Raw genomic sequence first — 13,445 nt, 5'->3', positions numbered from 1 at the left:
TAAAAAGTATGCAGCCCAGTCTAATTGACCGTTTAAGAAAAAATAATATGAAGCAAACGCCCGAAATTACTATTGCAGTTCAAGATGCTTTCAAATTGATTCAACAAAAACAATTTCAACAAGCGTTAGCTAAGTTACAGCCTTTTACTGACTCGCCTCACCCCGATCTACATTACCTTTTGGGAATTTGCTATAAATCACTTGCTGAATGGCAAAGCGCAATAACCTCATTAAGTGATGCCGCCAAACTGGCCCCACTTAAAACTGAAATCTTAACTCATCTAGCCAAATGTTACTGGCTATCGGGTGATTTACACCAAGCAGAAGCCCATTACCTTACGCTGTATGAAGCTGAGCCCAAAAATCTAGATTTACTTAAAAACTTGTCGCTTCTATATCTTGAACAAAATCAGCTCGACATGGCAAGTGAGTGGGCACTCAAAGGACAATCTCTAGATGATTCTGGACAACTCACCAAAATACTCGGGGACGTTGAAAAAACAAGAGGAAACCTCAGTGAGGCGATCAGTTACTATCAACAAGTTCCCCAACACTCCCCGGTTGCCTTTCGGGCAATACACAATTTAGGCCTTTGCTATAAATTACAGGCTAAATTTGACCAAGCAATTCAATGCTTTAAATTTGTGCATCAAAAAGCACCTGAACACTATGAACCGCTTTACAATCTCGGGGACTGCTTTTTTGCAAATGGCCAATTTGAACAAGCACGACAAGCCTACAATCTGGCATTGAGACAAGCCCCATACAATCCAACTATACATAAAGCGATTAACGAGCTTTACTGGCAAAGTGGGCAGCATCAGCTTTTTGCTAGCAGTTTGCTAACCGCGCTGGAGTCAGCAAATAACCGCCTAGAACTCATAGAGTGCCTAGCTGAACTGTATTGGAATACTAATCAATACAGATTATGTAAGGAGTGTATTCAGGCGTCAGGTTACGCCGATACTTCAGCTACTTTACTCGCGTTAAGAGGGCGTCTGGCGGCCACAAACAATGAGCTAAATGCAGCCTTTGAGCATTTCGATAATGCCAATAAGATAGTCGTTAATTACGACAGGATATGTGAGCAAGCAAAATTTGCCATCCAGCTGGGAGAGTTCAGTACCGCACAATCCCTGCTCGAAAAAGTGTTGCAAGCGCAGCCCAACTCACAACTTGCATTAGCTTGGCTAAGCGTAGTATATCAAGCTACCGATAAACAAAAGCACCATGCTCTATGCAACCCTGATTTTATTCTGACCACAACCTTAGGTGCTCCGATCGGCTATCAAGACACTGAAGACTTTCTTAAAGAGTTGGAGTCATGCTTACTAACACTTCATCAAGGCAAACAAGCACCAAGTGAACAAACCTTAGTAAATGGCTCACAAATTTCAGGAGGCTTGCTTAATAGAGATATCGAAATCATCTCCAAAGCTCGAACTCAACTGCTGCGAGATATAGATAAATGCCTTAATAAGTTAGATTTAGATCCAGAGCATCCCTTTTTAGCTCATTTACGCAAAGAGAAATGCATTACAGGCTCATGGTCTGTCAAACTGACGGAGCAAGGTTTCCACGTAAGCCATATTCATCCCGCAGGCTGGATTAGTGTAGTTCTATATATCAACACGCCAAATGACGATAGCAATAATGGTGTAATTGAGTTTGGGCGGCCACCACTGGCACCACCCTACGATTTTCCACCATTCAAAACCGTAAAACCCCAACGAGGGCAAATCGTGATCTTCCCCTCTTATTTTTGGCATGGAACACAGCCATTTAACCCTACGGGTAATAACTATCGAATGACTTTGCCACTCGATATTGGCGTTCTTAATAAATAACCTGAGGTTTGGATAAGGAATGTTCAAACTCATTGTTTCTAAAGAACAACTTAGTTTTTCCTTGTCTATATCCGCAGCTCAGGTTAAATAGAAAGAGAAACCACTTTAATGACAAACGAAGAGACACAACCACTCAATATAGACTCACTTTTACAGCCAATTCTCGAATGCGAGCCACAAAATAGTTGGCCATTACTATTATCGAAGCTAATCGATAGTTATCCTCAAAGTGCTGAACTAAGCTATCGAGTTGCTGTAATTTTAGAGCAAATTGGAGCGTTACCTGAAAGTGAAAAGGCCTACTTTCACTGCCTTACTCTGGCACCCAAAAACTACTTAGTATATCTGTACCTTGGACATTTATTAGAGAAGAAGGGAGAAGACAGTACAGCACTCGTATGTTACACCTTATGTGAAGCACTCACAGGTAGTTTTAAGCGGCTTCAACTCACCAATAGCACCGCCCCCCAAACACTTGAGCGCTTCCAAAAAGCTTGGCAGTGTATGGAAAAAAACCTTGGTACAGCATCAAGCATTGAGTCCGCTCGCTGGGTGCAATACTGCAGTAAACCTTTTGAAACAGCCCAAGCCCCACATCTTTTTTATGTCGCGAATCTAAGAGCTCATCCTATCTGGCCCGCGGAGCAATTTGCATGGTATGAAAGCTTTAACGCTACGATCCCCGACATTATCAAAGAGTTTCACAATACGTTTAATAGCGCATCTTCACACCTTACGCCTTATTTGTCGGGTAAAGAGTATGAAAGCGCATTTCCAATGCTCGCAAACAGTAACAACTGGCAAGCGTTATCCCTTTTTAAAGAGGGAGTGGAAAACGTTTCAGTGTCAAAGCACTTTCCTATACTTAAAAAAGCCTTAGAGAAAGTACCTTGTTATGGCTTAACAGCATCGCCATACGAAGTGTTTTACTCTAAATTAGCCAAAGGCCAAACCATCACTCCACATTACGGCCTTTCGAACCACAGCTTAACAGTGCATTTAGCCATAGATATTCCCCATGACTGTTACCTAGACGTCAATGGCGAGCGTGCTTCATGGCAAGAACATCAACTCACCATCTTCGATGACTCCTATTTGCATATGGCACATAATGGCAGCGACCGTGACCGAATTGTACTTATATTCTCAATTTGGCATCCTGATCTAACACCGACTCAATGCCAGGCAATACAATCAGAATTTAAAAATAGACAACGTTGGATTGATAATTTAAACGCAACTTTGGTTCAATATAGAAACGATCACTAGAATCCTAATTTTCATCACGTCTCCCCCCCAACTTACCACAAAAGGGGTTGTTACTATGTGAATAACCCGTAACTTAAAGTCTGACCTTATGATTGAGGTCTCCCTGGATAATTTCGGGGGGTAACCCCCGTTTTTTTCATGCTAGCCACATCATAAATCACAGTGCTAAAATCCAATCACAATATTCAAGTTAATGTAAATTCATGCAAAAACCGATCATTACAATTCATTATTGCGTGCTTTGCCAATGGATGCTGCGAGCTTCTTGGCTTGCACAAGAATTGCTTTCAACTTTCTCTGACGATTTAAAACAAGTTGCACTTGCACCAGCAAGTAAAGGCATATTCGAAATCTACTACAATGATACGTTAATTTGGTGCCGAAAAGCCGACGGTGGTTTTCCAGAAGCCAAGGTGCTCAAAAGAAGAGTGAGAGATTTATTAGATCCTGAGCGTGATTTAGGCCATGTAGATAAGTAACCGGCGAACAATGGTGGCTATCACTTAATCCGGAGCGTATGGGCGAGTCCAAAGTCCCCACCGGTTAACAGCTTCATAGATAAATTCCAGCACGTAATCCAGACCTGAGTAATTCCGATTTAGTCCCGTTCATACGGGGGCGAAGTAGGACCGACAAAAATATCTGGAATATTTTTGAACAGCTCTGCTGACCCGAGGGCGAAAGGCAGGAAGTCTGGAGTCATCACCGTTTCGCAGCCTGCTAAGGTGAGCGCATGGATGCGTGAAGGATGCTGCTTCACGGACGAATTACAGCACATGATTCAGACCTGAATAACTCAGGTTTAGCCTCGTACTTTTCCGTGTTTTGCTCGGTTTAGCCCCGTGAATACGGGGAACACGTCGATGTAACACGCCTCAATGATTTAGTTGAAACCCAGTTTGAAAGCCGCGGTTTAGCCCCGTGCGTACGGGGAACACAGGGTCGACATCGAGCGATACCGGTATGTTAGCGGTTTAGCCCCGTGCATACGGGGAACACTGGGTGTCTAATTAAAGAGCTATGGAATCACGCGGTTTAGCCCCGTGCATACGGGGAACACGCTCTTTGACTTAAACAGGTTCACCCTATCGTCGGTTTAGCCCCGTGCATACGGGGAACACAGAGAAATATAATAATCAGCAAGTCCATTACGCGGTTTAGCCCCGAGCATACGGGGAACACGCCTGGCTTACTTCAGAAAGTTGGAGTGGTGTGCGGTTTAGCCCCGTGCATACGGGGAACACTACATTGAAACATTTACAAATAAGCAATATTACGGTTTAGCCCCGTGCATACGGGGAACACGAACTGACATGTAAATGGCAAGGCGCGTTATTCGGTTTAGCCCCGTGCATACGGGGAACACTGGCAAGCAGGTAGAAAAGGTGTAAGAAGAACTGGTTTAGCCCCGTGCATACGGGGAACACTCCGCTTGCTTGGCTTTTTTGAGCTGCTCACCCGGTTTAGCCCCGTGCATACGGGGAACACAATTAAAACTCTGAAGGCTGAGTTTGAAAACACGGTTTAGCCCCGTGCATACGGGGAACACACCTACGCTACCAGCGTTTAATAGTGAAATAACGGTTTAGCCCCGTGCATACGGGGAACACACCTACGCTGCCGCTGAAGACATGCAAAACCGCGGTTTAGCCCCGTGCATACGGGGAACACAACCAATTTGCAAAACTGTTTGAGTCTAACGGCGGTTTAGCCCCGTGCGTACGGGGAACACAAATCATTGCCGGCACACGCATATTAAAGTTACGGTTTAGCCCCGTGCGTACGGGGAACACTCAGTGCAAAAGAAAAGGGATTGAAAGCCGAACGGTTTAGCCCCGTGCGTACGGGGAACACCTGCAGCGTGTTGAGTTTGGCGAATATAAAGACGGTTTAGCCCCGTGCGTACGGGGAACACGCCGAAATAATCTGTTGTAGTAGCGGCATCTGACGGTTTAGCCCCGTGCGTACGGGGAACACCGAACTGAAGCGCTTGCTTGTGCGCCAGTCGGCGGTTTAGCCCCGTGCGTACGGGGAACACGGTTTGTTTATAGCTATGTGACAATTAAAGAGCGGTTTAGCCCCGTGCGTACGGGGAACACACTAAAGCAAAACCATCCTCTTCAATAACCTGCGGTTTAGCCCCGTGCGTACGGGGAACACACTTAAAGGAATTGGTTGGGTCACGCGAAAAGCGGTTTAGCCCCGTGCGTACGGGGAACACAACTTGAACATGTGGAACTAGCGTCCATTCAACGGTTTAGCCCCGTGCGTACGGGGAACACATTGACCTGCCCATAAACCTCGATGTTGATTTCGGTTTAGCCCCGTGCGTACGGGGAACACTATCTAATGTCGATAGTTAATATGTCGGCATACGGTTTAGCCCCGTGCGTACGGGGAACACCACTAGAGCATTTTTCATTTCCATTAAAAGGTCGGTTTAGCCCCGTGCGTACGGGGAACACGTGTTTAGATCAAAAAAGCCCCTCGATGGGGGCGGTTTAGCCCCGTGCGTACGGGGAACACAGCAATGAGGTTATAAAACTGTTCCAGATTGTCGGTTTAGCCCCGTGCGTACGGGGAACACACATCTGGCGTCATCACATCGCCACTGGGTAACGGTTTAGCCCCGTGCGTACGGGGAACACAAATTACAAGCTAACTGTGGAGATATGCCGATCGGTTTAGCCCCGTGCGTACGGGGAACACATAATGTGACGCGCCTGGGCACATTGATGTGACGGTTTAGCCCCGTGCGTACGGGGAACACACTTTGAGCTAAATAAACCCATTTAAACCTCACGGTTTAGCCCCGTGCGTACGGGGAACACAAAGTTTACCGATTGGGACTCCACACTGTCACCGGTTTAGCCCCGTGCGTACGGGGAACACGTTTCGTGGCTTAGGTTATGCACTTTGAGATACGGTTTAGCCCCGTGCGTACGGGGAACACTTCTTTGGCCGAGTCAATCTCACCATATTTCTCGGTTTAGCCCCGTGCGTACGGGGAACACGACCGGTGCTGATTTAGGTTTTCGATACCATACGGTTTAGCCCCGTGCGTACGGGGAACACGCCCTGGTACTAACGTAAAGGGATCGGGCTTTACGGTTTAGCCCCGTGCGTACGGGGAACACTAGTATTGGCCTAGTAAGAGGTTCGCGATCTCCGGTTTAGCCCCGTGCGTACGGGGAACACGCTACAGGCGAGAGGTAAGGCGCACCGTCTACCGGTTTAGCCCCGTGCGTACGGGGAACACGCCAATACACCGCATACAGCGTTAAACCAAGGCGGTTTAGCCCCGTGCGTACGGGGAACACACGTTAACATTAGATTTCCTATTTATAGTTTACGGTTTAGCCCCGTGCGTACGGGGAACACTTTTAATGTAGAGACAGAATTTCGAGTAATATCGGTTTAGCCCCGTGCGTACGGGGAACACAAAAATACATAATAAATATATTTTATATATTTCGGTTTAGCCCCGTGCGTACGGGGAACACGTGGTAAACACAAAACAGCAGTTTCTCGATCACCGGTTTAGCCCCGTGCGTACGGGGAACACCTGTTTGTAGATTTTCAGGGGGGATAACATTGCGGTTTAGCCCCGTGCGTACGGGGAACACAAGAGGGGGGGAAATATCAACCACCAATTTACCGGTTTAGCCCCGTGCGTACGGGGAACACGCGTCTTGATAATATCACCCATAAATGTCTCACGGTTTAGCCCCGTGCGTACGGGGAACACTCAAGCTGTTCACGCTCGTAGTAGTCGTTTTCCGGTTTAGCCCCGTGCGTACGGGGAACACAAGGAATACGCGATGAAAGCCTGACGAAAACACGGTTTAGCCCCGTGCGTACGGGGAACACAGACAATGCAAATGCGCGCATGTCTGATTTGGCGGTTTAGCCCCGTGCGTACGGGGAACACATTCGAGCAATTCTAATGCTGTGCGCAGCGTTCGGTTTAGCCCCGTGCGTACGGGGAACACTCGTAGCGTTGGTTTTTAGTGGTCACCAGTGACGGTTTAGCCCCGTGCGTACGGGGAACACTACTCGGCCATTTTGGTGAGTAGTTCAGTTTGCGGTTTAGCCCCGTGCGTACGGGGAACACGCCCCATCTGGCGTGGCAATAACAGAACAATCCGGTTTAGCCCCGTGCGTACGGGGAACACTCTAAAATTATATACTTGTTTTTAATAAAGAAAAATCACCTAGTAAAAGTTACCGAAAATTTTAGGTACAAAAGTACCTCTCATTGTGAGGTAAAAATCTTAACCTCCAACTTGTTAAAGAGCATTAAATCGAATTAAAAAGTGGGGCGTTCGCTAATCTGCCCCCTGGCTATCATCTACTCTGGGCGTGTACTTCACCAATCTCAGCCCCTGAAAATCAACCGGCATTCTGGCGTTTTCGCCGTAAGTGATAAAATCAAAACCTGATTCTGTGTTGGTTGCCCAGGCCATAACGGCATTGCCGCCTTCCGCCAGCTCACTGACCTGAAACCAGATCATTTCGCGAATGCGTTTACTTACATCCCCCACGTACACACCCGCACGGATTTCCAGTAGCCACACCGCCAAGCGACCTCTTAACCTCGGTGGCACCGCCTCAGTAACAACCATGCACATACTCATAGTGGTCCTCCGCTGCGATGACCTTCGTCACCAATGGATTCAGGTTCAGGGATAGCGGGCGGTTGTGCGTCAGCATAGGGCTCGGGCGGTGTTACCTCTCCGGCGGCTAATACTTCTTCAATCAGCGGGATAAGGCGTGGTAATACCTTGTCTTTACGGAACGCTTCGCGACAGGCGATACGTACTTCACGATCGGGGGACTGTGGCCGCCGTTTGGCAATTTTAAACGCCACAGGCACCACGGTATCGAATTTTATAATGTCAGCAATATCATACACAAACGACAACGGCTTGCCGGTATGCAAAAAGCCAATGGCAGGCGCATAGCCTGCGGCCAAAACAGCGGCTTCAGTAACGCCGTACAGGCAAGACGTAGCAGCGCTGATGCACTGATTGATCACGTCACCCTTCGCCCAGTTTTTGGGATCATAACGTCGTCCCTGCCAGCTGACCTGATACTGTTTAGCAAGCAGTTCATAGGTCTTGCGCACACGCGTGCCTTCAATACCCCGCAGCTGATCAACCGAGCGCCGCTCCGGTGCCGGTTCGCCAAAGCGTAGCTCAAACATTTTGCGCACGACTTTGAGCCGCAGGTTTTCATCCAGCGCCAGCTTGGCCTGATAGAGTAGCTTATCGGAGCGCGCACCACCGGGCTGCCCAGCAGAGTATAGCCTGACGCCCGCTTCGCCCACCCAGATAAGCAACGTGCCCGTGGTCGCTGCTAGTTTCACCGCCGCATGGCTCACCCGAGTGCCCGGCTCCAGCATAATACACACCACAGAGCCCACCGGAATGAGCATCCTCTCGCCGTTTACTTCATCAATCACAACAAATGCGCCGTCGCGCACATCAATACGCCCCATACCAATAAAAATCATGGAGTTACGATCTTTAATTGGAATAGGTTTTAAAGGAAGAAATGCCATTCCCTGCACTCCTAAATTAAGTAAAAGATTAGCTAAGAAAAAGGCGAGTCGCCCCGCCTTACTGATTAGATTACAACGGCTTGATCAACATCAGTCCGCAGCCAAAAGCTTTGGAGCGGCCGATGCCGTTGAATAATGCCTGCTCCAGTTTTTGCACATCGGTGATTTTTGCCACACCAAAATAGTCCAGTGTGCTCAACTGGATGGGCCTGGCCCCGTCTTTTTTAACCACTTTGTGCTGCTTGTAATTGCTGAACTCAATACACTGAGTTAGCAACTCCAGACCACCCTTTTGTAGTTTTTTGTCAAGCCAGGCTTTTGCAGCAATATCAACAGCTTCATTCACGTTGCTATTTGCTCTTTGAGCCTGTTTTTTGGCATGCATCAAAACATCGTGACGGCGAGTTTTCTCTCCTTTTGGCGTAATATCTACCGTCGGGTTAGCGCGCAATGAGAACTGAACCAGCCCTGCTTCTTTGAGCTGTTCCTGCTGTGTTTGAGTGACTATTTTCCAGCTTTTAATCGCCTCTTTTAGCTGACGCTTTGAGCGAATAAACACTGTTGGCACTGGCAACGCCATATCCACGCGAAACATAAAATCAGCCTGAGTCAGCTCGCTGTCAACAAAACAACGCCACACCCACTGATGCTGCTTGTAAAGATCATCAGGATGTAAAAAGCCAAGATCTTCTCCCGCCTGGTCAGGATCAAAATACAATCGGCTTTCATACCAAAGAGTGTCAGACATATAGCACTTCCTCCGTATCCACCAACCCCCAACTGCTTTTAACACTTCTGAATGTAAAGGCTCTGTGGTTGATCTCAAAGCTCAGTGGCACGTCATGCCGTTGCTCCGTGCCTTCTTGTGCTTCGCTGTCTATGATGTACTTCACAGGTGTTCCGGCTACCTTTTCATGCTCGGCTTGCATTCTTGGTGCTTGTTGCAACGCCAGCTCTAAAGGTAATTCTAAACACGCACTGTGAGGATCAACTAAAGGAATGCCCGGTAAATATGACTTACGCCCTAAAAACTGCGGCCAGACCGGGTTTAACAGAGCATGATGCAGTTTTTTAAGCAAAACCGCATCGCCTTCAAAGCCCACCCAAAAGGCGGCATCTGCCAGATAAGCTCGCTGTGATAATTGAGTACCCGGCGGATTTCCATTCGCCCTAGCCACATTCAGCGCCGTTTGATAATCAAATGCCAGATCGCCCGGTTTATCTATGCGCACGCCCATTCGCAATGCTGTAAGATCATTCAGTGGTTCGTTTCGCTCACGCCCTAGCGATGCGCACAGCAAACCGATCACACCACTTTTTGTCGGATCAAGCTGGGTATTACGCAGTTCAAAGGCACTTTTTAGCCCCCATGACTGCATTGGTCCGGCTAGTCGGATCAACAAAGTGCTCATTGACACTCCAAAGCACCTTGCAGTGCATCCAGCATCTGAGCTTCCAGTTGTGCAATGGTGCCACTGTCTTTGTCCTGATACTCTTCCAGATTATCGATGTAAGTGCTGCGCCCCTCAAAAATAAAGCCCGATTCGCCATACATAGAAGCCAGCTTCTTGGCGAACATTTCCAGTTTTTGTGCCGACTGGTGCTCAAGCTCCGCTTCATCAGGCTTGTCTATCATTACCGCCTGAGTAAATGCGTTGCTCAGAGACCAGGGCGCACCATCTTTGCGTACATTCACTTTGATATAGCTTGGCGGATTCTGCGCCGCAAAACTGTTTTGTTTACCCGAAGGCACCGCCTGAACTAACGCCCGGAAAAAGCCTTTTACAGCGCCTGTCACCTGCTCCTTATCCTGCCCAAGATTGGCCACTAGTTTATCTATATTGATCTGAGCATAACGGTAATAACAGGCACTGTTGAAGTACACTCCACCCATCATACCGGAGCCTTGCTCACCTGCCTGCAATTCGTCATCCACAGCAGTAAAAAAGTCCATAGCTGGTATAACGATATTGGTTGAAATTGCATGAGCCACCTGGCACGCAGCATCAACATCAAGATCTATGCCTTTGTTATTATTCGCCACCATACGGCCAAATAGTGCGATATCAGCAGCAAATGTTCTGCTATCTACGCCAAACGCTTCTTCTACTAATTTTATGAGCTTTTTATCTACTTTTTTCTTGCCTTCCTGATTTAGCGCGTCGAAGTTTTCAAGTGAAATCGTTTTCAGTGCCGTAATTTCATTCAATCCAACATAGAGTAAGTACTTTGTTTTAAAATTGTTCTTTTCTTCTGGTTGTTCCAATTTTAATTCAGCAATACCAAGTAAATTTTTACATACCCTATTGCTGTCATCCTCTGGTTTCCCATTCTCTACCAAGTGACCCACTAAAATAGACACTAATTTCTTAGTTCGGACAGCGAGATCACCCTGATGCTCAACCACGGCATCTTTAAATACATCATGGGTACGGATTGCACGCTTCTGACATTGGCTTGAGATACGCGCCCGTTGTGAACCACCAAACACACAAGATTTAGGCGTATTGGTATCGTCGCGGTTTAGGTTGCTGGGGGCAAAGTTTTGTAATACATGAAATTCTATAAAAGACATAAGGTAACTCCTTTTTAATTTGTCGCTTCTGCTGAGTCTGTTGACTCATCGGATTGAGTTGGTTTGGCCCAGTAATCTCTGGCCCATTTAAGTTGAATGCGTTTGTCGTCGCTATCCCAGTGATAGAGATCTTCCATCAGAGTTCGGTAATCAATGGCAATGTCTTTGCTTTTTAGAATTTGTACCATCTGGCGCAGCGTTTGCTTTAACTGCTCACCTTTGGCCTCCAGCAGGCATTCAAAACGAAAGCTCATACCGGGGCGTTGGCCTTCGTCTGCCAAACGCCAACTACCACCAAAACTAGTGTGCTGAGCTTCCTGAAATGCTTTGGTATGGCTTGCAAATAAACCAGAAACAAAGGTCTGGACTTCAGAGCGCTTTTCCTCTCTCGCCAATAGCGGACCTAAGTAAGATACCGCCGTCAGTTGAGAGCCTTTTTGCAGATCCAGAGACTTCCTAAGTGCTGCCAGAATATCCCTTCTTGGGTAATCTGGATTATCCCACTGAAATAACTGCCTGATGATTTCCTGAGTATCCTGACTCCAGTAAACATGACGCTGCCATGTTCTTCCGTATAGCGATTCTTCTAGCTGTTGTTTAGCGATACTCAAGCCCTTTTGCGCTCTAACTCCACCATAGCACCAGCTGTATGTCGCACCTTCGAATGCAGCAAATGCAGTTTCCTGGCACACTTTGCGCCAACTAGATTTGGCCTCTTCATTGTTGTTGCTTAATGCCCAAATAAACTGTTCAAACGACTCATTAAGCTTAGGCCAGTAGAAACGTGCAGGGTTGATCGACTCAACTTTTGTTGAAATATCTTGTGTCGTTGCACCATCTGGTAGTAGGTGAGAAGCAAAGGTTCTTACTGCACTCATAAGCTGACTATGAATGGCCTCTGCGATTTCCAGGCCTTTAACCAGATGCGCACTGTACTTGTTCTTTTGTACTTGGTCTTTTTCGATCAAGTTAATCGCCAGTGGCAAGCGTTCTTCAAACCAACATATAGGGGTAGCATCACTGTTCTCCAGAGCGATTAGCTGACAATTTATTTTTAGTTTATCGATTAACTCATTGTCTTCCGCGGCTAGCAATTGGATACCTGCAGGCCGCAAATCTGTGGGCTCTATACCCACTTTAGTCGATCTGGCATATTGCAATAGATTGGCCGTATCTCGCCAACAGGCCCGTTCAAAACTCAACCTAATCGGCAATTTCTTTTGTTCTTTATTAAGACGGTAAGCGAAGTAAGGCTCCTGCTCCATTTCTTTTGGATTAGGCAAACCCTGTGCAAAAAACATACGGCCAACACTGCCATCTGTCTGGGGCAGTAAACGTACATGACGAGTACGCCAAGTGAGGTAATCGGTCAACCCCCGCATTTCACGAGCCTGAGGCTGCTCAGGCTCATTTTGCTCCCATACAGGCAGGTCCGTTTTGCACTCGAGCAATTCTTCATTTTTAGGCATATGCAAATTGAGCATCAAAGTTTGGAACAGATTCTCGCCCTCCACCATTACAACAGCCCCTCCAACCAAAGGCGCGTAAGTGAAATTGGGGTGCTTGCCAAATTGAACAGAGCTACCGCTATTCCCACCACCCAAGCTAAAATACTGACAAACAAGTAGCTGAAGTGCGGCTTCATTTGCCGGTAGTGAGAACTCATGATTATCAGCAATGTGGTTGAATAGGGTTTTATTGTTGCCGCTCGCCAGATCAGGGGAGAGCTTTTTGACCGATGTTGTTACGCCCTTTTCCTTAGTAAAGTTTGCTGTTTGAAAGAAGGGGTTTGATTCTGAAAAAAGGTCAAACCGTTCTGCGCACTTAGGCGAGCCAAGATAGCTGGAGACTTGATCAGCGAACTTCCCAGCTGCAAAAACCTCATCCCACTCGTCCGGTTCCAGGTAGCCATAACTGCGATACAAGATTGCCAGTAATAAGCGTTGTACCGATGCCACTACAAGCGGCTTTTCGTGCACTATCCGCTTTAACTTTGGGGCAGCCTTAAGCAACGATAATATTGAATATTCGTTGGTTACCCCCTGTAAATCCTGGGCTGGTATCCAGCTTTCAGTTAATAAATCGTATTTCATATTCCCTCACACTCTGTAAGTAAACCAATTATTGCTTTCTAATTTCATTAATTTTGGACAAAGCTCCACAGTGTTACTGCCAGGGTGGGATTCCACTT

The 13,445-nt window shown here is 47.1% G+C and carries 9 protein-coding genes and 1 CRISPR repeat array; of the genes, 3 read left to right on the top strand and 6 right to left on the bottom strand.

What is annotated here, in order from left to right; translation table 11 throughout:
- The first annotated feature begins 47 nt into the window (after nt 1–47).
- The 3 genes from BB427_RS14760 (at nt 48) to BB427_RS14750 (ending at nt 3,595) form a co-directional block, all read left to right on the top strand.
- A complete protein-coding gene (locus BB427_RS14760) occupies nt 48–1,847 on the top strand; it encodes a 2OG-Fe(II) oxygenase family protein (protein WP_069021520.1) in 1,800 nt (599 codons plus the stop codon).
- Nucleotides 1,848–1,955: 108 nt separating this feature from the next.
- Entirely contained in the window at nt 1,956–3,116 is a 1,161-nt protein-coding gene (locus tag BB427_RS14755) for an aspartyl/asparaginyl beta-hydroxylase domain-containing protein (RefSeq protein ID WP_069021518.1), read from the top strand.
- Nucleotides 3,117–3,319: 203 nt separating this feature from the next.
- Nucleotides 3,320–3,595: a SelT/SelW/SelH family protein gene (locus BB427_RS14750; RefSeq protein WP_017218799.1), complete on the top strand. Its 276-nt coding sequence runs from the start codon at nt 3,320–3,322 to the stop codon at nt 3,593–3,595.
- Nucleotides 3,596–3,946: 351 nt separating this feature from the next.
- A CRISPR array of direct repeats spans nt 3,947–7,291; the repeat unit is 29 nt; unit sequence CGGTTTAGCCCCGTGCGTACGGGGAACAC.
- Between the two features lie 153 nt (nt 7,292–7,444).
- Here BB427_RS14750 and cas2e read toward each other — a convergent pair.
- From cas2e to casA, 6 genes are all read right to left on the bottom strand, one after another.
- Entirely contained in the window at nt 7,445–7,753 is a 309-nt protein-coding gene (gene cas2e / locus BB427_RS14745; RefSeq protein ID WP_069021516.1) for a type I-E CRISPR-associated endoribonuclease Cas2e, read from the bottom strand.
- Nucleotides 7,750–8,679, bottom strand: coding sequence for a type I-E CRISPR-associated endonuclease Cas1e (cas1e, locus tag BB427_RS14740; RefSeq protein WP_069021514.1), 930 nt, complete (start codon nt 8,677–8,679; stop codon nt 7,750–7,752). The genes cas2e and cas1e overlap by 4 nt, the downstream gene beginning before the upstream one ends.
- A 70-nt stretch (nt 8,680–8,749) precedes the next feature.
- Entirely contained in the window at nt 8,750–9,427 is a 678-nt protein-coding gene (cas6e, locus tag BB427_RS14735) for a type I-E CRISPR-associated protein Cas6/Cse3/CasE (RefSeq protein WP_069021512.1), read from the bottom strand.
- Nucleotides 9,420–10,091, bottom strand: a complete 672-nt coding sequence (gene cas5e / locus BB427_RS14730; protein WP_069021510.1) for a type I-E CRISPR-associated protein Cas5/CasD — start codon at nt 10,089–10,091, stop codon at nt 9,420–9,422. The genes cas6e and cas5e overlap by 8 nt, the downstream gene beginning before the upstream one ends.
- Nucleotides 10,088–11,254: a type I-E CRISPR-associated protein Cas7/Cse4/CasC gene (gene cas7e / locus BB427_RS14725; RefSeq protein WP_069021508.1), complete on the bottom strand. Its 1,167-nt coding sequence runs from the start codon at nt 11,252–11,254 to the stop codon at nt 10,088–10,090. Before cas7e ends, cas5e begins: the two co-directional genes overlap by 4 nt.
- A 14-nt stretch (nt 11,255–11,268) precedes the next feature.
- A complete protein-coding gene (casA, locus tag BB427_RS14720; protein WP_069021506.1) occupies nt 11,269–13,347 on the bottom strand; it encodes a type I-E CRISPR-associated protein Cse1/CasA in 2,079 nt (692 codons plus the stop codon).
- Nucleotides 13,348–13,445: the final 98 nt, after the last annotated feature.

The sequence above is a fragment of the Pseudoalteromonas sp. BMB genome, from assembly GCF_001709235.1.
Lineage (GTDB): Bacteria > Pseudomonadota > Gammaproteobacteria > Enterobacterales > Alteromonadaceae > Pseudoalteromonas > Pseudoalteromonas maricaloris.
Note: the sequence above shows the minus strand (reverse complement) of the source record. Positions and strands in the feature narration are given on the sequence as shown.